This is a genomic window from Mycolicibacterium celeriflavum (genome assembly GCF_010731795.1).
Classification (GTDB): Bacteria; Actinomycetota; Actinomycetes; order Mycobacteriales; family Mycobacteriaceae; genus Mycobacterium; species Mycobacterium celeriflavum.
Window position 1 is genome coordinate 3,491,682 of sequence record NZ_AP022591.1, and the last position, 21,873, is coordinate 3,513,554.

Below are 21,873 nucleotides of genomic sequence, written 5' to 3' on the forward strand. Positions count from 1 at the left end.
ACAGGCGTGTCAGGTGCTGTGACAACTGTTGCAGTTGTAAAGTTATGCGGTTGTGCTGGCCCGCCCCGTCGACCAGTAGGGTTGCGCCGTGATCGACCTCAAGTTGCTGCGCGAAAACCCGGATGCGGTCCGTGCCTCGCAACGCGCCCGCGGCGAAGATCCGGACCTCGTCGACGCGCTGCTGCAGTCCGACGCCGCCCGCCGGGCCGCGGTGTCGGCGGCCGACAATCTGCGCGCCGAACAGAAGGCCGCGAGCAAGAAGGTGGGCAAGGCCTCGCCGGAGGAGCGGCCCGCCCTGCTCGAGCAGGCCAAGCAGCTCGCCGAGAAGGTCAAGGCCGCCGAGGCTGAGCAGGCCGAGGCCGCGCGGGCGTTCAGCGTCGCGCACATGGCGTTGTCGAACGTGATCGTCGACGGAGTGCCGGTCGGCGGCGAGGACGACTCCGTGGTGCTCGAGACCGTCGGCGAGCCGCCGCGCATCGACGATCCCAAGGATCACGTCGAGCTCGGCGAGGCGCTGGGGCTGATCGACCTCGAGCGTGGCGCCAAGGTGGCCGGGGCGCGGTTCTACTTCCTCACCGGTGCGGGTGCGCTGCTGCAGCTGGGACTGCTGCAGCTGGCGGTCAGAATGGCCGCCGAGAACGGCTTCACGTTGATGATTCCCCCGGTGCTGGTGCGCCCGGAGATCATGGCGGGCACCGGCTTCCTCGGCGCCCACAGCGAGGAGGTGTACCGCATCGAGGCCGACGACCTGTACCTCGTCGGCACCTCCGAGGTGCCGCTGGCCGGCTACCACGCCGACGAGATCCTCGACCTGTCCGGCGGGCCGTTGCGGTACGCGGGCTGGTCGTCGTGTTTCCGCCGGGAAGCGGGCAGCCACGGCAAGGACACCCGCGGCATCATCCGGGTGCACCAGTTCGACAAGGTCGAGGGATTCGTCTATTGCAAGCCCGAGGACGCCGAGGCCGAACACGACCGGCTGCTGGGCTGGCAGCGCGAGATGTTGGCCAAGATCGAGGTGCCCTATCGCATCGTCGACATCGCAGCGGGTGACCTCGGGTCGTCGGCGGCGCGCAAATTCGATTGCGAGGCTTGGGTTCCCACGCAGAGGACCTACCGGGAGCTGACCTCGACGTCGAATTGCACGACGTTCCAGGCGCGTCGGTTGGCGGTGCGGTACCGCGACGAGAACGGACGCCCGCAGACCGCGGCCACGCTCAACGGCACGTTCGCGACGACGCGGTGGCTGGTGGCGATCCTGGAGAACCACCAGCAGCCCGACGGCAGCGTCCGCGTCCCGGAAGCGTTGGTGCCCTTCGTCGGAACCGAGCTGCTGACGCCGGCCAAGTGAGCGCCGACCGCTAACCGTTCAGAAGTTCGTCCAGGCTCGCGAGGAACTCGGTCGGCCGCTGGGGCGTGAACGCGGGTTTGGGCCGCGCGCCTGCAACGTCCAGCGTCACCAAAGTCGACTTGATCGGTCGCCACACGTCCAGCGGCAGCCAGCGCCGCAGATCCGAGCTGCCCCAGATGCGGAACCGATGGGTGAACATGCCCAGCGGCTCGGCCTTGTATCCGCGGATCGACCGCAGCGGGATTATCTTCGAGGTGCCCGACGGGAAGTGATAGCGACGCAACGTGATCGCCTCACGGTCGAGCTGGATCATCCCGTCGTCGTAAAACTGTTGTGGGGCCATCAGTTCCGCGTACTCCGCAACTCGTGACCCTTGGTGGTCAGGCAGCGGCCGTTCTCCAGGTTCCACTGCCACCCGTGCAGGTTGCAGGTCAGTGTCGAGCCCTCGACCACGCCGAATTTCGACAGGTCCGCCTTCAAGTGCGGGCATCGCCGCTGAATCTCCCAGCCGTCCAGCGTGATCGACGAGGAGTCGTCATGGGCCTCGGCGAACCACCCGTCGGCGTAAGCGATCCGCTCGTCGGTCAAGCACTTGAAGAACGTGTAGAGGTACTCGTTGTAGCCGCCGACCCGCCACGCGCGGAACCGGGTCGACAGGAAGATGGTGTTGACCCAGTCGGGTTCGTTGTCCCGCAGCACGGTGCGCACCAGTTCCGGCGCGATCGCGAAGCCGTAGCGGAACTTCTCGTCGGGAATAGGTTCGCGCACAACGCGTTTAGGGAAGTCAAGGATCACCGTCTCCGGACCCAGTCGCAACTCCACCGGATAACCGATACCGTCGCAGATCTGATCGGTCTGAATCATGATCGGCTCGAAGGCCGTGCGCAGCGGTTCCAGCAGCGGCTCGCCCGCCGCGGGTGCCCAGTTCGCCTTCTCCGCGGCCAGCACGGGCGCCATCCGCTCGGCGTAGTCGGCGATGTAGTCGGCCTTACCGGTCGTGAAGATCGCCTGCACCTGGTCCTCGGGCAGCGGATGGGTCAGCGAATCCAGTTGCGAGCCGGTGAAAGTCGCCGTCGACCCCGGAATCATCAGCAGGCCACCCTCGTGGCCGTGCGCGCGCAGCTGCTCCAGGAACACCGCCTGGTCGGGAAAGATGTTGGCCGGATCGCCATGGTCGTCGTTCAGGTGCCGCAGGTCCGGATCGAGGAAGCACGGCGGGCCCGCCGACGGGACGACCCAGGTGGCGCCGACCTGGGCGATGTACTGGCGGCAGCGGTCCATCTGGCGCTGCCGCTTCTGGATCCCGAACGCCTCCTTGGCGCGGGCGGGCATGTCGTAGACCATCGGGTACCAGATGGCGCCCGAGTACTGCAGCATGTGCACGTCGACATGGCCGAAGTCGGCGTGCACCACGTCGAGATCGACGGGCCGCGCGTCGTTCATATTGAAAGCGGTGGTCACGCCATCCGATACCACGAGTCCGGAGTCGCCGATCGGACCGTCGGCCGGGGCGCGCAACGCGATGATCATCACCTTGAGATCGCCGCGCGGGCCGCTGACGGTGTGCGTGACCGAATCCGTCGTCTCGAAGAACCGGTGGAATCCGAGCTTCTCGAGTTCGCGACGCAGATCGGGCACCGGGTAGTCCGGCAGCAGCACGATCGCGTCCTTGTTGACGTGCCTGCGCAGCAACCGTGGGTCGAAGTGGTCGCGGTGCAGATGCGAGACGTACAGGTAGTCGCAGTCGCCGAGCGCGTCCCAGTCCAACGCGCTGTTGTCGGGGAACGGGAACCACGACGCGAAATAGGCGGGGTTGACCCAGGGGTCGCACAAGATGCTTCCCGCCTTGGTGTCGATGCGGAAACCCGCGTGCGCGACGCTCGTGACCTGCACAAATCCCCCTTCTTTGCAATGTGGCGCTCGCGGTGAGTCTAGCCCGCCAGCGGGTCCTGATCGTCGTCGGAGGCGTTCCACGCAAGCCTGTAGTAGAGGATGCGCTCGTCGTCGGCTGCCACGCCGTACGCCTCGAGCAGTAGTTCCGCAAAACCACCGGGGCCCTCGGTCGGGAAGTTCCAGTCCAGCGACAACGTCGCGATCGCCAAGTCGGCCCACCGGTCGGCGACGCCCAGGTCGCCGAGGTCGACGTGCCCGCTGAACGCGCCGTCGTCGGCCATCAGGGTGTTCGGGGCGCAGGCGTCGCCGTGGCACACCACGAGCCGGTCGGGCGGTGGCGCGTCGCTCGGCACCCATGACGGCCTGCCGAACGGACAGTCCTCGACCGGCAGCGCGTCGTGCAAGCGCCGCAGCCCCTGCCCGATTGCCCGGGCGGCGGTTTCAGGTTCGTCGGCCCAGCGGGGATCCACCGCGGACCGACCCGCCAGCCGCGCGGTGTGTAGCCAGCCCGGCCCGGACGCCAGCACCTCGGGTACCGGCGTGTAGCGCCGCGCCCAGCGCAGCCGGGGGACCTCTGCGGCGAGTAAGTGCGTTGAAGCGTCGGGGTACACCTTGACGAACTCCCGGCCCCCGTCGATGGCGAAGGTGACGCCACCGAGCTCGTTGACCCAGACGGCACGCACCGGGCGGCCCATCGAGATCGAGGCGACGAGGCCGGGAACCGGCACGGGTTCGGCGGGTCGGGTCACGCGACTAGGCTGCCTGATGTGGAACCGGTATACGGCACCGTCATCCAGCTGGCGCGGCTGCTGTGGCGCGCGCAGGGGCTGAAGTTCACGGTCACCGGCGTGGAGAACCTGCCGGCCACCGGCGGCGCGGTGATCGCGATCAACCACACCAGCTACTTCGACTTCACGTTCGCAGGCTTGCCCGCCTACCGCCAGGGGCAGGGCCGCAAGGTCCGCTTCATGGCCAAGAAAGAGGTCTTCGACCACAAGATCACCGGACCGCTCATGCGCAGCCTGCGCCACATCGAGGTGGACCGCGACAGCGGCGCCGGGTCCTTCGACGAGGCGTGCCGGAAACTCAAGGAGGGTGAGTGGGTCGGCGTCTATCCGGAGGCGACGATCAGCCGCAGCTTCGAGATCAAGGCGTTCAAGTCCGGCGCCGCGCGCATGGCGATCGCCGCCGACGTGCCGATCGTTCCGCATGTCGTGTGGGGTGCGCAGCGGATCTGGACCAAGGACCACCCGAAGAAGATGTGGCGGCCCAAGGTGCCGATCTCGGTCGCGGTCGGTGAACCGATCGAGCCGACGCTGCCCGCAACGCAGCTGACCGCGCTGCTGCACTCGCGGATGCAGCACCTGTTGGAGCGGGTGCAGGACGCCTACGGCCCGCACCCGCCCGGCGAGTTCTGGGTGCCGCACCGGCTGGGCGGGGGAGCACCAACGCTGGCCGAGGCCAATCGGATGGACGCCGAGGAGGCTGCCGAGAAGGCCGCCAGGCGCGCACAGCGTCCCGACCCCAGTGGGGCACCGGGGTAGCCGAGATGGAGCCCGTCTTCTACACACTCGAAGTACTGGTCAAGGCGGCGGTCAGGGTCAACGGGATCCCAATCACCTACCACGGTCTGGAGCACATCCCCGCCAGTGGCGGTGCGGTGATCGCGATCAACCACACCAGCTATGTCGACTGGTTGCCCGCGGCGCTGGCAGCGCACTACCGCAAGCGGCGGCTGCGTTTCATGATCAAAGAAGAGATGCAGCATGTGAAGGTCGTCAACTACCTCATCAGCCGCACGGGCACGATCCCGGTGGATCGCAGTGCCGGGGCCGGCGCCTACGCCGTCGCCGTGGAGCGGCTGCGGGCAGGCGAGCTCGTCGGTGTCTATCCGGAGGCCACGATCAGCCGCAGCTTCGAGCTCAAGGGCTTCAAGACCGGCGCTGCCCGCATGGCGCGGGAGGCCGATGTGCCGATCGTTCCGCTCATCGTATGGGGCGCCCAGCGGCTCTGGACCAAAGACCATCCGCGGCGCCTGGGCCGCAGCAAGATTCCGATCACCGTCGAGGTGGGTAAACCACTGCGGGCCGACGACTCGATGGAGCGAACGTTGCAGAACCTGCGCACGGCGATGACCGAGCTGCTGCACGAGGCGCAGCGCGACTATCCAAGCCCGAAGGGCGCCTTCTGGGTGCCGCGCCGGCTCGGCGGTGGCGCACCGTCGCCCGACGAGGCGAAAGCGCTCGACGAGGCAGAACTGGCCGAGCGGGCCCGCAAGCGCGCAGAGCGGGAAGCCAAGAGCCGCCGGTGACCCTCCCGTTGCTGATCGCCTCCGACGTCGACGGCACGTTGCTGGACGACGACGAGAAGGTCTCCGCGCGCACCCGGGCGGCGGTCACCGCCGCGGTCGCGGCGGACACGAAGTTCGTGCTGGCCACCGGTCGCCCGCCGCGGTGGGTGCAGCCCGTCGTCGACGAGCTGGGCTTCGCGCCGATGGCGGTGTGCGCCAACGGTGCGGTGATCTACGACCCGGCCACCGACCGGATCGTGTCCGCGCGCACGCTGACCACCGACGTACTCGGCGAACTCGCCGACATCGCGACACGGGCGATCCCGGGCGCGGGCTTGGCCGTCGAGCGGGTGGGGCGCAGCGCTCATGACGCCGCGACTCCGCAGTTCGTCAGCTCACCGGGCTACGAACACGCCTGGCTCAACCCGGACAACACCGAGGTGTCCCTCGAGGACCTGCTCAGCGCACCCGCCGTCAAGCTGCTCATCCGCAAGGCGGGCGCACGCAGTGCCGATATGGCCGCCGAGCTTGTCAAACACGTTGTCTCGCAGGGTGATATCACGTATTCCACGAATAACGGTTTGGTCGAGATCATGCCGATCGGCATCAGCAAGGCGACCGGCGTGGCGGAGTTGGCCGGTCCGCTCGGCATCGCCGCCGAGGAGATCGTGACGTTCGGCGACATGCCCAACGACGTGCCGATGCTGCAATGGGCCGGGTTGGGTGTCGCCATGGGGCATGCCCATCCGGATGCGTTGGCCGCGGCCGACGAGATCACCTCGACGAACAACGACGACGGCGTCGCGCGGGTGCTCGAGCGGTGGTGGATGTAGCGCCGCGATCAGCTGCTGATCGGCGGGGTGAACCGCTCGAGCTGCACGGGCGCCGTGTCGGCCGTCGGCTTCGGGAGCTCGACGGGGATGCCGTCGAACACCCGTGTCACGGTGCCGTTCTCGCGGTCGAAGTTCAGCGTGCCGTGTTGGAAGTTCTGCACAATCCAAAGCGGTGCTTGAATTTCCGCGCTGGTCGGCAATCCGAGCGCGCCACGCTCGAAGCCCAATGCGCCCCAGGCCTTGTAGATTTCGCCGGTGACCGGTTGCGCGCCGCTCTGCGGTGACCAGTACACCGCGCCGCGTTCGAATGTGACGTAGCGGGCGCCACCCTCGCCGGCGGCCTCCAATGACGTCGGCCTGCCCAGCGGGCTCTTCATCCCGCCCATCGCCTCCCACTGCGCGAAAATCGCGCCCCCGCGCAGTGATTCGGACAGGTCGTCGGGCCCCGGTGGGTGGTTGAACCGGGCGGCGATGTCGCGGATGTGGTCCATCAAGGCATACGCCGCATTGCCGGGGCACTCCGTGGCGCCGACGTCGCGGTGGGTGAAGATCGAGGGCAGCTTCGGTGTCGCGCCCGTTGGGAACGCCGAGAACGACCCACCCGAGGAGGCCAGCACAACAGTACCGCGCGGATCGACGTGGTCCAGTCCGAGTCGCCACCCGAGCAATCGGGCCGTGGTGCGCAACTGGATCGGTGTCGGCGGGACCACCTCGAAGTTGCCCATCATCGCCACACCCCAGGTGTCGCGGTTGAAGCCGCCGGTGTGCGCTCCCTCGACCGGTTTGGTGATGCCGCCCGCGCGCCCCTCGAAAACCTGTCCGTACTTGTCGACCAGCGCGTTGTACGCGATGTCGCACCAGCCCAACGTGCGGGTGTGGTACTCGTAGACCGACCGGACGATGCCGGCAGAGTCCTGGGGCGCGTATTCGTTGCTACCGGCGGTGTGGTGCACGACTCCGGCGCGAATTCCCGAGTCGTAGCGGGGGTCTCCGCACCGCATCGATTCGTCGGCACCCCACTGCGACCGGTTGATGATGTTCGGCGGCACGCCCGGCGCGTTCACCGCCGACGGCGGCGGCAGTGTGTCGACCGGCGGCGCCTGCGGTGGGCTGATCAGGACGGCGTTCAAGTTCTGCCCGATGGACTGCTCCACGCTGGCCGGCAGGTAACCGAGGCCGGGCCCCTGCGCAGGTGCCGGCTGCGGGGTCGTGGCCGCATCGGGCGGACGGGTCACGGCGATCTGCACGGTGGTGGTGCGTCCGACGAACACCGGTTCGGTGCCGCGCGGACCGGCAGCGGGAGTCTGGGGGCCGACGCCCTCGAGGGGCTCGGCCTCGTACCACGGCCCCCACGTGCCGTCGGCCTTCTTGGCCCGCACCCGGGCGGTGGTGCCGGCGAAGTCGTCTGCGGTCAGCGCGACCAACGAGAACGGCGTGTCCTGGTGGACCTCGCGGATCGTCTCTCCGCCCGGGAGGCCGGTCAGCGGTTGCTGCGCGAGTCGCGGCGCCTCCGAGGCCGTCGCCCGGTCCGGCCCGTCACCCGGTAGGCCGTAGACCGCCATCGGCAGCATCACGACCGTCGCCGCCAGAGCGGTGAAGATCAGCGACGGCGCGGGGCGGCGAGGCGGCACGGACCGATGTTACGTATGTGTCAGTTGTTGCTTGTGGTACGACACGGCCCGCAGCGGCACCAAAATCGACGGAGACCTGCACCGGCACCGCAGAGCCGCCCGGCTTCTGCGGTGCCGTCTGGTGGCAGGTCTCAGGCGCCGGGAGCGGCCGGCGCCGCAGGTACCGGCGGTGCGGGCACGGCGGCCGGGGCGCCCGGCGGCTTCACCGCCGACATGATCGCCGGCATCACCATGCCTTTGAGCAGGTCGATCGCCTGTCCGGCGCCGAGTTGTTCGGCCATGCCGGACAGCTCGCCGACGATCCCGCCACTGCCGCCGCCGGTCGCCGCGGGCATCGTCGCCAGAGAGGGGTCGCCGAGGATCGGGTACGTGCCGGCGGCCGGGTCGAGCCCGATCGGCGCCGCGATGGGCACCTCGCTGGGTGCCGGCAGGCCCGTCGCCGACGAGATCGGCGTGGTGCCCAGGGCCGGATCGGTCAGCGCCGGTGGGGTGGACAGACCCGGGGCGGTCAGGCTGCCGCTGTCCCCGGCCGGACTGGTCAGCCCCGGGCTGGTCAGGTCCGGGCTGGTCAGCGCGGGGTTGGTCAACGCCGGGTCGGTCAGGGAGGGAGCGGTGGCGGTGACCGGCGGAACCGTGGCGCTCGGGGCGGTCAGTCCCGGAGCGGTCAGTCCCGGAGTGGTCAGCTCGGGCGTGGTGAGTCCGGGTGTGGTGAGCCCGGGCGCCGTCAGGCTCGGAGACGTCAGCCCCGGTGTGGTGAGACCTGGTGTCGTCAGCCCCGGGGAGGTGAGCGTGGTCGGCGCGCTCGCCCCCGTGCCCGTCAGCATCCCGGTCGGCATCGGCGGCAGGTTGATGCCGAACTGCGAGAGGCCCTGGGACAAGGCGGACATCAACTCGTTGGGCAGATCGGTGATCATCGCTGCCTGGACGAACTCGCGGTGCTGGGACGCCGGCTCGGTGCTCTCCGACAACTCGGTCACGGCGACTACTGCTGCGGGACTCGCGACTGCCAAGGCCAGCACTGCGCTCGTGGCTGTCGACAGCCTGCGTCGACGTCGGTTCGGCACGGAAGTCTCCTCAATACATGGGCTACATCTGTTAGGCGGTTCTGCTGGGTCGCGCCAGGCGATTCAGGTGAACCACCCAGGTCGTGCGCTGCCGGCACGCAATGCCGACGTGAACGACGGTACTGGTGTGACTGGTGGGACGAAAGTGACGATATGGAATCGTGAGCCGATCGCAATCTTCGGCTTCTGTCGAATTCGGGTCGTGCGGTCGCGGTCGGATACCCTTGCTGCCGATGACAGCTCGTTTCGACCTCCTTGTCGTCGGCTCCGGGTTCTTCGGCCTGACGATTGCCGAGCGCGCGGCAACCCAGCTGGACAAACGCGTCCTCGTTCTCGAGCGACGCCCGCACATCGGCGGCAACGCGTACTCCGAACCCGAGCCGCAGACCGGCATCGAGGTGCACAAGTACGGGGCCCACCTGTTCCACACCTCCAACAAGCGGGTGTGGGACTACGTGCGGCAGTTCACCGAGTTCACCGGCTACCAGCATCGCGTCTACGCCATGCACAACGGGCAGGCCTACCAGTTCCCGATGGGCTTGGGCCTGGTCTCGCAGTTCTTCGGCAAGTACTTCACCCCGGACGAGGCCCGCCAATTGATCAAGGAGCAGGCCGCCGAGATCAATACCGAAGACGCCCAGAACCTCGAGGAAAAAGCGATCTCGCTGATCGGTCGCCCGCTCTACGAGGCGTTCGTCAAGGGCTATACCGCCAAACAGTGGCAGACCGATCCCGCGGAACTTCCGGCCGCTGTCATCAATCGCCTGCCGGTGCGATACACCTTCGACAACCGCTACTTCAACGACACCTATGAGGGGCTGCCCGCCGAGGGTTACACCGCGTGGCTGAAGAACATGGCCGCCGACGACCGCATCGAGGTCCGGCTGGACACCGACTGGTTCGACGTGGGGGACCAACTCCGTGCCGAGAACCCCGACGCGCCAGTGGTCTACACCGGGCCGCTGGACCGCTATTTCGACTACGCAGAGGGGCGACTCGGTTGGCGTACCCTCGATTTCGACGTAGAGGTGCTGCCCACCGGTGACTTTCAGGGCACCCCGGTGATGAACTACAACGACGCCGACGTGCCCTACACCCGCATCCACGAGTTCCGGCACTTCCATCCCGAACGCGCGTACCCGACCGACAAGACGGTGATCATGCGCGAGTTCTCCAGGTTCGCCGATGACGACGACGAGCCCTATTATCCGATCAACACCGAAGCCGACCGCGCGTTGCTGGCCGCATACCGGGCCCGGGCGAAGGCCGAAACCGCTTCTGCGAAGGTGTTGTTCGGTGGCCGTCTGGGCACCTACCAGTACCTGGACATGCACATGGCGATCGCCAGCGCGCTGAGCATGTACGACAACACGCTGGCCCCGCACCTGCGCGACGGTGCGCCACTGACCGAACCGGACCCAGAAAGCAGTAGCGCATGAGCGAGATACCGTCCGGCGCGCTCGACGCCGGCGAATCCAAGGCGGTCAGCCTGCTGACGCGCGTCATCCTGCCGCGTCCCGGCGAACCGCATGACGTCCGCAAGCTCTATATCGAGGAAGCCGACACCAACGCCAAACGCGCGCACGCGCCGACACGCACCGCGCTCGAGATCGGCACCGAATCCCAGGTGTCGTTCGCCACCTACTTCAACGCCTTCCCCGCCAGCTACTGGCGGCGCTGGTCCACACTGCAGACGGTGGTGCTGCGCGTCGAGCTGACCGGCAGCGCGCGCGTCGACGTCTACCGATCCAAGGCCACCGGGGCGCGCATCACCGTCGGCGGCGCGCCGGTCGCCAGCGAGAGTGACGGAGCCCGCGCCGCTGGATCAAATGTCGGCCCCGCCTCCGTCGAGTTCGAGATCGACCTCGGCCCGTTCGAGGACGGCGGCTGGATCTGGTTCGACATCGCCACCGACGCCGCGTCGACGTTGCATCACGCCGGTTGGTACGCGCCGGTGCCCGCACCGGGCCGGGCCAACATCGCGGTCGGCATCCCGACCTTCAACCGTCCGGCGGACTGTGTCAACGCGCTGGCCGCGCTCACTTCGGATCCGTTGGTGGACGAGGTGATCGGCGCGGTGATCGTGACCGATCAGGGCGCGAACAAGGCGAAGGATCATCCCGGTTTCGACGAGGCCGCGGCCGCACTCGGCAACCGGCTGTCCGTGCACAACCAGCCCAACCTCGGCGGTTCCGGCGGCTACAGCCGGGTGATGTACGAGGCGCTGAAAAACACCGACTGCGAACAGATCCTCTTCATGGACGACGACATCCGCATCGAGCCGGACTCGATCCTGCGGGCGCTGGCGATGAACCGGTTTGCGAAGTCGCCGACCCTGGTCGGCGGCCAGATGCTCAACCTGCAGGAACCCTCACACCTGCACGTGATGGGCGAGATGGTCGATTCCGAGAACTTCATGTGGACCAACGCGGTCAACACCGAGTACGACCACAACTTCGCGAAATTCCGACTCAGCGACGAGGATTCGCCGCGCAGCAGGCTGTTGCACCGGCGCATCGACGTCGATTACAACGGCTGGTGGATGTGCATGATCCCGCGCCAGGTCGCAGAGGAACTCGGTCAGCCGCTGCCGTTGTTCATCAAGTGGGACGACGCCGACTACGGCCTGCGTGCCGGCGAGCACGGCTACCCGACCGTCACGCTGCCCGGGGCCGCCATCTGGCACATGGCGTGGAGCGACAAGGACGACGCGATCGACTGGCAGGCGTACTTCCACCTGCGCAACCGGCTGGTCGTGGCGGCGCTGCACTGGGACGGCAACATCAGCGGGCTGATCGCGAGCCATCTGAAGGCGACCCTCAAACACCTTCTGTGCCTTGAGTATTCGACGGTCGCCATTCAGAACAGGGCGATGGACGACTTCTTGGCCGGACCCGAGCACATCTTCTCGATCCTGGAGTCCGCGCTGCCCGAGGTGCGCAAGATGCGCCAGGAGTACCCCGACGCGGTGGTGCTGTCCAGCGCCGCCGAGCTGCCGACACCATCGGACAAGCGGTGGCGCAAGAAGGTGAACATCCCCACGAACGCGCTGGCGATCTCGTGGCGGCTGTCCCGCGGCGTCATCCACCAGCTGAAGGCCGCCGACCCCGAGCACCATCGCCGCCCGCAGATCAACGTCGCCACCCAGGACGCCCGCTGGTTCTCGCTGTGCAGGGTCGACGGTGTCACGGTGACGACCGCGGACGGTCGCGGTGTGGTGTACCGCCAGCGCGACCGCGAGAAGATGTTCGAGTTGCTGCGGGAGTCGCTGAAGCGCCAGGCGCGCCTCGCGCGCAAGTTCAACCGGATGCGCAAGGTCTACCGCGAGGCGCTGTCGACGTTGTCGAGCAAGCAGAAGTGGGAGACGGTCTTACTGGAGTCGTCTGCACATGAATGACAGGCCGCGCGGGGAGGAAGCCGCGCTGGTCGCCGTGCAGTCCGCGCTGGCCGACCGGCCGGGGATCCTTTCGGGTGCGCGCGCGTTGTCGCATTTCGGCGAGCACAGCCTCGGCTGGCTGGGAATTGCCCTGCTGGGAGCGGTCTTTCAGGCCGACCGCCGGCGCGCCTGGCTGGCCGCGGGGGCGGGCGCATTCGTCGCGCACGCCGCTGCGGTCGTGATCAAGCGGGTGGTGCGTCGGGAGCGTCCGCACCACCCGGCGGTCACGGTCAACGTCGGAACCCCGAGCCGGCTGAGCTTCCCGTCGGCCCACGCCACGTCCACCACCGCAGCGTCGCTCCTGATGGCCAGGACCACGGGGCTGCCGCTGCCGGCACTGCTGGTGCCCCCGATGGCGTTGTCGCGGTTGGTGCTCGGCGTGCACTACCCCAGCGATGTGCTGACCGGCGTCGCGGTCGGGGCGGCCGTCGCCAAGGTGGTCGGCACGGTCGCCGACCGCGCCGAGAGGATCCCATGAGCATCTCGAGTGACAGCAGCGCAGAGAGCGTACGGCCAATGAGTCAACAACCGGCACCGGTCAACGAGCCACCGCGAAACGCCGCGACGGGTCTGATCAAGGCGATCCGGCCGCGGCAGTGGGTGAAGAACCTGCTCGTCCTCGCCGCGCCCATAGCCGCCCTCGGCGGAGATGTGGATTACGACTATCGCGAGGTCGCGGTCAAGATCCTGATCGCCTTCGTGGCGTTCTCGCTGGGTGCCTCGTCGATCTATCTGGTCAACGACGCGCGCGACGTCGAGGCCGACCGCCAGCATCCGACGAAGCGGTTCCGGCCGATTGCGGCGGGTGTCGTCCCGGAATGGTTGGCCTACTGCGCCGCGGTGGTGTTGGCCGCTGCGGCACTTGGCATCTCGGTGCTCGCCTCGACGAACCTGACCGTGGTGATCGCGGTCTACATCGCGATGCAGCTGGCCTACTGCTTCGGGCTCAAACACCAGGCGGTGCTCGACATCTGCATCGTCTCCTCGGCGTATCTGATCCGCGCCATCGCGGGCGGCGCGGCGGCGAGCATCCCGCTCTCGCAATGGTTCCTGTTGGTGATGACCTTCGGCTCGCTGTTCATGGTGGCCGGAAAGCGTTACGCCGAACTGCAACTCGCCGAACGCACGGGCGCCAAGATCCGCAAGTCCCTGGAGAGTTACACGGCGTCCTACCTGCGCTTCGTGTGGACGTTGTCGGCCACCGCGATGGTTCTCTGCTATGGACTGTGGGCCTTCGAACGTGACGGCACCACCGCGTCCTGGTACGCAGTCACGATCATCCCGATCACCATCGCGATCCTGCGCTACGCGGTCGACGTCGACGGCGGGTTGGCCGGGGAGCCCGAGGAGATCGCGTTGAAGGACCGGGTACTGCAGCTGTTGCTGCTGGCGTGGATCGGGACCATCGGTGCCGCCGTCCTCCTCGGCTGAGAAGGCGGCCCCGCCCCTCGCGGGCCGATGGGCCGACCAGCTCGCACACAACCTGGCCCGCTGGCCCGCATTCCGGTACGACACCACGGTCCGGGTGAGCCTGTGGCTCAGCGTGCTGGTGGTCGCGGCGCTGTTCGGCTGGGGCGCCTGGCAACGGCGCTGGATCGCCGATGACGGCCTGATCGTGCTGCGGACGGTCCGAAACTTGTTGGCGGGCAACGGCCCGGTGTTCAACGCGGGCGAACGCGTGGAGGCCAACACCTCCACGGTGTGGACCTATCTGGTCTACCTCGGCGCGCTGGTGGGCGGCTCGGTACGGCTGGAGTACGTGGTGTTCGTGCTGGCGCTGGTGCTCAGCGTGCTGGGCGTGGCGTTCGCGATGCTGGGCACCGGCCGCCTGTACGCGCCGAGCCTGCAGGGCCGACGCGCGCTGATGCTGCCCGCAGGTGTACTGGTGTACATCGCCGTGCCGCCCGCCCGCGACTTCGCCACCTCCGGACTCGAAAACGGTTTGGTGCTGGCCTATCTGGGCCTGCTGTGGTGGATGATGGTGTGCTGGTCACAAGGACTCCGCGGCGTCCGCGCTGCCCCGGCGCCGCTCACCCGGGGCGGCGCGCCGGTGATCCGCCGACACCCCGTCGGTGCGCACACACCGTCGACACCGCCGCGGCCGGCGAGCGAAATTTTCGACGGTGCACTGGCTTTCGTCGCGGGACTGAGCGTGCTGGTGCGGCCGGAGTTGGCGCTGATCGGAGGGCTCGCCCTGGTGATGATGCTGATCGCGGCACGCGATTGGCGCCGCCGAACGATCATCCTCGTCGCGGGTGGGCTGCTTCCGGTGGCTTACCAGATCTTCCGAATGGGCTACTACGGGTTGCTGTTTCCCGGCACCGCGCTGGCCAAGGACGCCACGGGATCGAAGTGGTCGCAGGGCTTCGTCTACCTCGCCAACTTCAACCAGCCGTACCTGCTGTGGGCGCCGGCGATCCTGCTGGCCGGGCTGGCGGGGGTGGTGTGGGTGACCCGCGGCCGTCCCCGACCGGGCCGCGGCGCCACGGCGCCCGGCTACGGATGGTTGGCGCGAATGGTGCAGAGTCCCGCTGCGGTGGTGATCTTCTTCCTCGTCAGCGGCCTGCTGCAGGCGCTGTACTGGATCCGCCAGGGCGGCGACTTCATGCACGGCAGGGTGCTGCTGACCCCGTTGTTCTGCCTGTTGATGCCGATCGCGGTGATCCCCGTCGTACTGCCCGACACCACCCGAATGGCCCGGGGCGCAGGCTATTTGTTCGTCGGCGCCACCAGTGTGCTGTGGTTGGCGGTGGCGGGATGGTCGCTGTGGGCGGCCAATTCGAGCGGGATGGGCAGCGACGCCACCCGCGTCACGTACTCCGGCATCGTCGACGAGCGGCGGTTCTACGCTCAGGCAACCGGCCATGCGCACCCGCTGACCGCCGCGGATTATCTCGACTATCCACGAATGCGGGCGGTGCTCGAGGCGTTGGACAACACGCCGGACGGTGCGCTGCTGCTGCCGTCGGGCAACTACGACCAATGGGATGTGGTGCCCGCCCTACCGCCGCCGCCCGACGCGCCGAAGGACTACAGAGGGCCGCACACAGTCTTTTTCACCAACCTCGGCATGCTGGGCATGAACGTCGGATTGGACGTGCGGGTCATCGATCAGATCGGCCTCGCCAACCCGTTGGCTGCGCACACCGCGCGCCTCGAGGACGGCCGAATCGGACACGACAAGAACCTGTTTGCCGACTGGGCGATCGCCGAGGGACCGTTCCTCAAAGAGCCACCGTTCATTCCGAGTTACATCGACGAGGACTGGGTCAAACAGGCCGAGGCGGCGCTGAAGTGTCCGGCGACAGAGGCGATGCTGACGTCGGTGCGCAGCCCGATGGGTCCGCGGCGGTTCCTGTCGAACCTCGTGCACGCCTACCAGTTCACGCAGTATCGGATCAACCGCGTGCCGCTCTATGAACTCATCCGCTGCGGGCTGCCGGTACCGGAGTCCACGATCGACCCGTACCAGGGCATGCCGGCGACGGGTCCGTAACGCGCGGACCCCTTGCAGTCGATAGATCAGTGGCTCAACGACTTAGCGTCGTGACCAGGAACGACACGCTCTGAATGGGAAGATTGCGACGAGGTGTGGTTGACTGCACGGGTTACGCGGCGTGCCCGAGGGGCCTTTCCGCGTGCGGCATACGACAGATGGGATAGATGAAGCATGAAGTTCGTTGGCAAGATCCGGGGTGCCTGGGTCCGCCGGCTGGCTACAGCGGCGATGGTTGCCGCGGTGCTGCCCGGTTTGATCAGCGCCATCGGAGGCTCGGCGACTGCGGGGGCTTTCTCTCGTCCGGGTCTGCCGGTCGAGTACCTCATGGTTCCGTCCGCCGGGATGGGCCGTGACATCAAAGTTCAGTTCCAGAACGGCGGTCCGAACGCACCGGGCGTGTATCTGCTCGACGGTCTTCGTGCGCGCGACGACTTCAACGGCTGGGACATCGAGACCGCGGCATTCGAGTGGTATCTGGATTCCGGCCTCGCGGTGATCATGCCGGTCGGTGGGCAGTCCAGCTTCTACAGCGACTGGTACAAGCCCGCCTGCGGTAAGGCCGGTTGCTCCACCTACAAGTGGGAGACGTTCCTGACCCAGGAACTGCCCGCGTACCTGGCGGCCAACAAGGGCGTGAACCCGAACCGCAACGCGGCCGTCGGGCTGTCGATGGCCGGATCCGCCGCGCTCACGCTGGCGATCTACTACCCGCAGCAGTTCCAGTACGCTGCTTCGCTCTCGGGCTTCCTGAACCTCTCCGAGGGTTGGTGGCCGATGCTGGTCGGTCTGTCGATGGGCGACGCGGGCGGCTACGAGTCCGAGGACATGTGGGGCCCGTCGAGCGATCCGGCGTGGAAGCGCAACGACCCGATGGTGAACATCGACAAGCTGGTCGCCAACGGCACCCGGATCTGGGTGTTCTGCGGTAACGGTAAGCCGGCCGACATCAACGGTAGCGGCGTTGCGGCAGGCGACAACTTCAACGCGAAGTTCCTGGAGAGCTTCACGCTGCGGACGAACGAGACGTTCCAGGAGAAGTACCTCGCCGCGGGCGGCAAGAACGGTGTGTTCAACTTCCCGCAGGCCGGTACCCACAGCTGGGAGTACTGGGGTCAGCAGCTGAACCAGATGAAGCCGGACATCCAGCGCGTGCTCGGCGCCACGCCGCAGCCGACGACTCCGATCGCGACTGAGGCCTCGGCGCAGACCCCGAACCCCGGGAACTGACCGGTACGGCGATAACTACATAGTTGGCGGCGGCGATCCTGCGGGGTCGCCGCCGTCAGCCGTTTCCAGCCCGATCCGGCGGGCGGGTGTGATTGACTACCTCGCGCGGGGACAGCAGCCGAACACGAGGTGGGTCAGTTGATGCGTGGGATGTTCCGGACGATCATGACCGTCGCGCTCGCCGCCGGTCTGTGGACCGCCGGCACGGCGATGGCGCCGTCGGCGAACGCACAAGTAGAGATGCTCATGGTGCCCTCGGGCGCGATGGGACGCGACATCCCCGTCGCCTTCCAGGGCGGTGGCCCGCACGCGGTCGTGCTGCTCGACGCGTTCAACGCCGCCCCCGACGTGAGCAACTGGGTGACCGCGGGCAACGCGATGAACACGCTCGCCGGCAAGGGCATCTCGGTGGCCGCCCCCGCGGGCGGCGCGTGGAGCATGTACACCAACTGGGAGGCCGACGGCAGCAAGCAGTGGGAGACGTTCCTCGCCGACGAACTGCCGAACTGGCTGGCCGCCAACAAGGGGCTGGCCCCCTCGGGTCACGGCATCGTCGGTGCGGCGCAGGGCGGCTACGGCGCGATGGCGATGGCCACCTTCCACCCCGACCGCTACCGCTACGCAGGCTCGCTGTCCGGCTTCCTGGCCCCCGAGCGCACCGGCGTCGACGGCGCCATCACCGCCGGGCTGGCCCAGTACGGCGGCGTCGAGACCCGCAACATGTGGGGCCTGCCACAGCTGGGCCGGTGGAAGTGGCATTCGCCCAACGTCCATGTGCAGTTGCTGGCGGACAACAACACCCGGTTGTGGGTGTGGAGCGCGTCGGCCGGCGGTTGCACCGATCCGCCCGCGATGATCGGCTACTGCGACATCGCCCAGGGCACCAACCGCGAGTTCTACCAGCACTACCGCGCTGTCGGCGGCCACAACGGGCATTTCGACTTCCCGCCCAGCGGCACCCACGACTGGGGGTCCTGGAGCGCTCAGCTCGCCGCCATGAGCGGGGAACTGGCGGCGACGATCAAGTAGCCGGCGAGCCGTCATCGCCGAGCCGGTCCGCGCCCGGGCGGCCGGTACCTTGGAGGAGTGCAACGCTCGGTACGGACGTCGGCGGCAGGGACGCTGCTGATCGCTTCGGCGACCGCGATGCTGACCGGATGCTCAGGTGACGCGGTGATGGGGACCATGGGCATGCCGACGACGGAGTCAGCGCCGGCCCACGGGACATCCCAAGCGCAGCCGGGGCCGCCGCCCGCAGGCGGTCAGTCCAACGCGCTGGTCGTCACCGACCGGCAGCGCGCGTACCTCGACGCGTTGGCCGCCGAGCGCGTCGAACCGTCCAGTGACCTGCTGGCGCTGAGCATCGGCTCCTACGTGTGTCAGGCCCACGCCGCCAAGCACACCGATCAGGAAGTGTGGGACGCCGTGTTGCCGATGGTGCGCAGCGATATGGATGAGCGGGTTGACGCAGGGACGTCGGGTATGGCGTCCTCGTCCGGCGACGTCCACGCCGCCACTTCCGACTACATTCGCATCGCAACCGACCGACTCTGCTAGCAGGAGCCCAACCGACACATGGCCAAGACCAATCGGCGGAAACGCCATCGCATCCTCGCGCTCATCGCAGCGGGCGCGATGGCGCTCGTGGTGGTGCTGCTCGTCGTCATCGTCGTGGTGATCCTGCGCAAACCCGAGGAGCCGCCGAGCGCCGGACCGCCGTCGGCGGTGCCCCCGACCGGCGTCAGCCCGACCAAGAAGCCGCGGCCGGAGTTCCAGGACGCCAGCTGTCCGGATGTGCAGATGATCTCGGTGCCCGGCACGTGGGAGTCCTCGCCGCAGCTCGATCCGTTCAACCCGACACAGTTTCCGATCGCGCTGCTGCTCGGTGTCACCAATCCGATCGACGAGCAGTTCGACGAGAACCGGCTCGAGGTGTTCACCGTCCCCTACACGGCGCAGTTCCACAATCCGTTCTCCCAGGACGGTCAGATGTCCTACAACGACAGCCGCACCGAGGGCTTCAACGCGACCGTCAAGGCCATGACGGAGATGAACGAGCGGTGCCCGTTGACGAGCTACGTCATCGTCGGCTTCTCCCAGGGCGCGGTGATCGCGGGGGATATCGCCAGCGACATCGGTAACGGGCGCGGGCCGGTCGACGAGGATCTGGTGCTCGGCGTGACGTTGATCGCCGACGGCCGTCGACAAGTAGGCGTCGGCCGCGACGTCGGGCCGAACCCGCCCGGGCAGGGCGCCGAGATCACGCTTCGCGATGTGCCGATGCTCGAGGGGATGGGGCTGGCGATGACCGGGCCCCGACCCGGCGGGTTCGGCGCGTTGAACGACCGCGTCAACGAGATCTGCGCTCCGGGCGACCTGATCTGCTCGGCGCCGCCGGAGGCATTCAACATCTTCAATCTGCCGAAGACCATCGACATCCTGCTCGGCGGTGCGGGACAACCGATTCACGCGATGTACGCGACGACGCAGTTCTGGAATCTCGACGGGGCTTCGGCCACACAGTGGACACTGAATTGGGCGAAGGGGTTGATCGATAACGCCCCGCACCCGAAACATGGCTGACCTGTAACCAGACTGATTTGGACTGCGCCAACCGGTCACCTAACATTAAGAAAAAACTAAGAGCAGTAAGCGGATAGCCGACCGGTACGATCTTCCGGGTCCGGGGCTTGGGGGCGGCTCGGGGATCATGTGCGAATCGGCATCGAGAAGCGTGTGCCGTTGACAGGAGAGTGCGATGGGGTTCCATAACCCGTTCATCAAGGACGGACTGATCAAGTTTCCCGACAACGGGAGCCTGGTCAAACACGTCGAACGATGGGCGAAGGTGCGTGGAGACAAGGTCGCCTACCGGTTCATCGACTTCTCCACCGAGCGTGACGGAGTCGCGCGCGACCTGCACTGGGCCGACTTCGGCGCCCGGAACCGCGCCGTCGGCGCCCGCTTGCAGCAGGTCACCCAGCCCGGCGACCGGGTCGCGATCCTCTGCCCGCAGAATTTGGAATACCTCGTCGCATTCTTCGGCACTCTGTACTCGGGCCGCATCGCCGTGCCGCTGTTCGACCCGAACGAACCCGGCCACGTAGGCCGGCTGCACGCCGTGCTCGACGACTGCCACCCCTCGGCGATCCTGACCACCACCGAGGCGGCCGAGGGCGTGCGCAAGTTCTTCCGCACCCGCCCCGCCAACCAGCGCCCCCGCGTGATCGCCGTCGACGCGGTGCCCGACGAGGTCGGCGCCACCTGGGAGCCCGTCGACGTCGATGAGCACACCATCGCCTACCTGCAGTACACGTCGGGCTCGACGCGCATCCCGACCGGCGTGCAGATCACCCACCTCAACCTGGCCACCAACGTGGTGCAGGTGATCGAGGCGCTCGACGGCGAGGAAGGCGACCGGGGGGTGTCCTGGCTGCCGTTCTTCCACGACATGGGCCTGATCACCGTGCTGCTCTCGCCGATGCTCGGCCACTACATCACGTTCATGACCCCCGCCGCGTTCGTGCGTCGCCCCGGCCGCTGGATCCGTGAGATGGCCCGCAAGGAAGGCGACAGCGGCGGCACCATCTCGGTCGCGCCGAACTTCGCCTTCGACCACGCCGCGGCCCGCGGTGTGCCCAAGGACGGCGAACCGCCGCTGGACTTGTCCAACATCAAGTGCATCCTCAACGGCAGTGAGCCGATCTCGGCGGCCACCGTGCGCCGGTTCAACGAGGCGTTCGGGCCGTTCGGATTCAAGCCGCAGGCCATCAAGCCGTCCTACGGCCTGGCCGAGGCGACCCTGTTCGTCTCCACCACGCCGATGGATGCGGAGCCGGTGATCATCTCGGTGGACCGCGACGAGTTGAACGCCGGTCGTTTCGTCCCGGTGCCCGACGACTCGCCGAAGGCCGTCGCGCAGGCCGGCGCCGGCAAGGTCGGCCTGGCCGAATGGGCGGTCATCGTCGACAACGACACCGCCACCGAGTTGCCCGACGGACAGATCGGTGAGATCTGGATCAGCGGCCAGAACATGGGCACCGGCTACTGGGGCAAACCGGATGCGACCGCGGAAACATTTCAAAACATCCTCAAGTCACGCACCAACCCGTCGCACGCCGAAGGGGCGGCCGACGACGCCACCTGGGTGCGCACCGGGGACCTCGGCACCTACCACGACGGTGAGCTCTACATCACCGGTCGCGTCAAGGATCTGGTGATCATCGACGGCCGCAACCACTACCCGCAGGACCTCGAGTACTCCGCGCAGGAGGCGACCAAGGCGCTGCGCACCGGGTTCGTCGCGGCGTTCTCGGTGCCCGCCAACCAGCTGCCCGACGAGGTGTTCGAGAACGCCCACTCCGGTCTCAAGCGTGATCCCAACGACACCTCCGAGCAGTTGGTGATCGTCGGAGAGCGCGCACCGGGTGCACACAAGCTCGACATGGGGCCCATCGCCGACGACATCCGCGCCGCGATCGCGGTGCGTCACGGCGTCACCGTGCGCGACGTGCTGCTCACCCCCGCGGGCGCGATCCCCCGTACCTCGAGCGGCAAGATCGGCCGCCGGGCGTGCCGCTCGGCATACCTGGACGGCAGTCTGCGGAGCGGGAAGATCGCCAACGCGTTCCCTGACGAGACGGACTGAGAAC

19 protein-coding genes are annotated in these 21,873 nt (G+C 67.7%); 14 read left to right on the top strand and 5 right to left on the bottom strand.

Annotation, left to right across the window (positions count from 1 at the left end; translation table 11 throughout):
* The first annotated feature begins 88 nt into the window (after positions 1-88).
* Positions 89-1,348: a serine--tRNA ligase gene (gene serS / locus G6N18_RS16930; RefSeq protein ID WP_067225533.1), complete on the top strand. Its 1,260-nt coding sequence runs from the start codon at positions 89-91 to the stop codon at positions 1,346-1,348.
* Positions 1,349-1,358: 10 nt separating this feature from the next.
* Here the strand turns inward: serS and G6N18_RS16935 are convergent, their stop codons facing one another.
* The 3 genes from G6N18_RS16935 to G6N18_RS16945 are packed head-to-tail and all read right to left on the bottom strand — an operon-like array spanning position 1,359 to position 3,990.
* Positions 1,359-1,691: a hypothetical protein gene (locus tag G6N18_RS16935; RefSeq protein ID WP_067225535.1), complete on the bottom strand. Its 333-nt coding sequence runs from the start codon at positions 1,689-1,691 to the stop codon at positions 1,359-1,361.
* On the bottom strand, positions 1,691-3,241 hold the full coding sequence (locus G6N18_RS16940; RefSeq protein ID WP_083006803.1) for an MBL fold metallo-hydrolase: 1,551 nt from the start codon (positions 3,239-3,241) through the stop codon (positions 1,691-1,693). The genes G6N18_RS16935 and G6N18_RS16940 overlap by 1 nt, the downstream gene beginning before the upstream one ends.
* Positions 3,242-3,279: 38 nt before the next feature.
* Complete coding sequence (locus tag G6N18_RS16945) at positions 3,280-3,990, bottom strand: aminoglycoside 3'-phosphotransferase (protein WP_083006805.1); 711 nt, start codon at positions 3,988-3,990, stop codon at positions 3,280-3,282.
* 18 nt (positions 3,991-4,008) lie between these two features.
* On the opposite strand from G6N18_RS16945, the gene G6N18_RS16950 reads away from it, so the two are divergent.
* The 3 genes from G6N18_RS16950 to G6N18_RS16960 are packed head-to-tail and all read left to right on the top strand — an operon-like array spanning position 4,009 to position 6,364.
* Positions 4,009-4,785 (top strand): lysophospholipid acyltransferase family protein, encoded by a 777-nt coding sequence (locus G6N18_RS16950; RefSeq protein WP_083006808.1) that lies wholly within the window; start codon positions 4,009-4,011, stop codon positions 4,783-4,785.
* A gap of 5 nt (positions 4,786-4,790) precedes the next feature.
* Positions 4,791-5,552: a lysophospholipid acyltransferase family protein gene (locus G6N18_RS16955; protein ID WP_083006810.1), complete on the top strand. Its 762-nt coding sequence runs from the start codon at positions 4,791-4,793 to the stop codon at positions 5,550-5,552.
* Complete coding sequence (locus G6N18_RS16960; RefSeq protein ID WP_083006812.1) at positions 5,549-6,364, top strand: Cof-type HAD-IIB family hydrolase; 816 nt, start codon at positions 5,549-5,551, stop codon at positions 6,362-6,364. Before G6N18_RS16955 ends, G6N18_RS16960 begins: the two co-directional genes overlap by 4 nt.
* Positions 6,365-6,372: 8 nt before the next feature.
* Here G6N18_RS16960 and G6N18_RS16965 read toward each other — a convergent pair whose 3' ends face one another.
* A complete protein-coding gene (locus tag G6N18_RS16965) occupies positions 6,373-7,935 on the bottom strand; it encodes an N-acetylmuramoyl-L-alanine amidase (RefSeq protein WP_067225620.1) in 1,563 nt (520 codons plus the stop codon).
* A gap of 191 nt (positions 7,936-8,126) precedes the next feature.
* Positions 8,127-9,059: a hypothetical protein gene (locus G6N18_RS16970; RefSeq protein WP_083006815.1), complete on the bottom strand. Its 933-nt coding sequence runs from the start codon at positions 9,057-9,059 to the stop codon at positions 8,127-8,129.
* A gap of 233 nt (positions 9,060-9,292) precedes the next feature.
* On the opposite strand from G6N18_RS16970, the gene glf reads away from it, so the two are divergent.
* From glf to fadD32, 10 genes are all read left to right on the top strand, one after another.
* Positions 9,293-10,498, top strand: a complete 1,206-nt coding sequence (glf, locus tag G6N18_RS16975; protein WP_083006833.1) for a UDP-galactopyranose mutase — start codon at positions 9,293-9,295, stop codon at positions 10,496-10,498.
* On the top strand, positions 10,495-12,456 hold the full coding sequence (locus tag G6N18_RS16980; protein ID WP_083006818.1) for a glycosyltransferase: 1,962 nt from the start codon (positions 10,495-10,497) through the stop codon (positions 12,454-12,456). Before glf ends, G6N18_RS16980 begins: the two co-directional genes overlap by 4 nt.
* Complete coding sequence (locus G6N18_RS16985) at positions 12,449-12,973, top strand: phosphatase PAP2 family protein (protein ID WP_067225548.1); 525 nt, start codon at positions 12,449-12,451, stop codon at positions 12,971-12,973. The genes G6N18_RS16980 and G6N18_RS16985 overlap by 8 nt, the downstream gene beginning before the upstream one ends.
* A 38-nt stretch (positions 12,974-13,011) precedes the next feature.
* Positions 13,012-13,926 (top strand): decaprenyl-phosphate phosphoribosyltransferase, encoded by a 915-nt coding sequence (locus tag G6N18_RS16990; RefSeq protein WP_067225550.1) that lies wholly within the window; start codon positions 13,012-13,014, stop codon positions 13,924-13,926.
* A complete protein-coding gene (gene zomB, locus G6N18_RS16995) occupies positions 13,904-15,991 on the top strand; it encodes a terminal beta-(1->2)-arabinofuranosyltransferase (RefSeq protein ID WP_083006821.1) in 2,088 nt (695 codons plus the stop codon). The genes G6N18_RS16990 and zomB overlap by 23 nt, the downstream gene beginning before the upstream one ends.
* Positions 15,992-16,165: 174 nt before the next feature.
* The gene (locus G6N18_RS17000; protein WP_067225552.1) at positions 16,166-17,221 is read left to right on the top strand and encodes an esterase family protein; all 1,056 of its coding nucleotides are present in this window, start codon (positions 16,166-16,168) and stop codon (positions 17,219-17,221) included.
* A 141-nt stretch (positions 17,222-17,362) separates the two neighbouring features.
* Positions 17,363-18,250, top strand: a complete 888-nt coding sequence (locus tag G6N18_RS17005) for an alpha/beta hydrolase-fold protein (RefSeq protein WP_083006836.1) — start codon at positions 17,363-17,365, stop codon at positions 18,248-18,250.
* Between the two features lie 57 nt (positions 18,251-18,307).
* On the top strand, positions 18,308-18,778 hold the full coding sequence (locus G6N18_RS17010) for a DUF732 domain-containing protein (RefSeq protein ID WP_083006823.1): 471 nt from the start codon (positions 18,308-18,310) through the stop codon (positions 18,776-18,778).
* An 18-nt stretch (positions 18,779-18,796) separates the two neighbouring features.
* Positions 18,797-19,804: a carboxylesterase Culp6 gene (gene culp6, locus G6N18_RS17015; RefSeq protein ID WP_067225555.1), complete on the top strand. Its 1,008-nt coding sequence runs from the start codon at positions 18,797-18,799 to the stop codon at positions 19,802-19,804.
* Between the two features lie 175 nt (positions 19,805-19,979).
* The gene (fadD32, locus tag G6N18_RS17020; RefSeq protein WP_083006826.1) at positions 19,980-21,869 is read left to right on the top strand and encodes a long-chain-fatty-acid--AMP ligase FadD32; all 1,890 of its coding nucleotides are present in this window, start codon (positions 19,980-19,982) and stop codon (positions 21,867-21,869) included.
* Positions 21,870-21,873 lie beyond the last annotated feature (4 nt).

What these genes read in the sequence shown, in the direction of transcription:
- G6N18_RS16990 (WP_067225550.1), top strand. Translation starts at nt 13,012, where the DNA reads ATGAGTCAACAACCGGCACCGGTCAACGAGCCACCGCGAAACGCCGCG.
- G6N18_RS17000 (WP_067225552.1), top strand. Translation starts at nt 16,166, where the DNA reads ATGAAGTTCGTTGGCAAGATCCGGGGTGCCTGGGTCCGCCGGCTGGCT.
- G6N18_RS16980 (WP_083006818.1), top strand. Translation starts at nt 10,495, where the DNA reads ATGAGCGAGATACCGTCCGGCGCGCTCGACGCCGGCGAATCCAAGGCG.
- G6N18_RS16955 (WP_083006810.1), top strand. Translation starts at nt 4,791, where the DNA reads ATGGAGCCCGTCTTCTACACACTCGAAGTACTGGTCAAGGCGGCGGTC.
- G6N18_RS17005 (WP_083006836.1), top strand. Translation starts at nt 17,363, where the DNA reads ATGCGTGGGATGTTCCGGACGATCATGACCGTCGCGCTCGCCGCCGGT.
- G6N18_RS16965 (WP_067225620.1), bottom strand. Translation starts at nt 7,935, where the DNA reads ATGCTGCCGATGGCGGTCTACGGCCTACCGGGTGACGGGCCGGACCGG.
- fadD32 (WP_083006826.1), top strand. Translation starts at nt 19,980, where the DNA reads ATGGGGTTCCATAACCCGTTCATCAAGGACGGACTGATCAAGTTTCCC.
- glf (WP_083006833.1), top strand. Translation starts at nt 9,293, where the DNA reads ATGACAGCTCGTTTCGACCTCCTTGTCGTCGGCTCCGGGTTCTTCGGC.
- G6N18_RS16935 (WP_067225535.1), bottom strand. Translation starts at nt 1,691, where the DNA reads ATGGCCCCACAACAGTTTTACGACGACGGGATGATCCAGCTCGACCGT.
- G6N18_RS16985 (WP_067225548.1), top strand. Translation starts at nt 12,449, where the DNA reads ATGAATGACAGGCCGCGCGGGGAGGAAGCCGCGCTGGTCGCCGTGCAG.
- culp6 (WP_067225555.1), top strand. Translation starts at nt 18,797, where the DNA reads ATGGCCAAGACCAATCGGCGGAAACGCCATCGCATCCTCGCGCTCATC.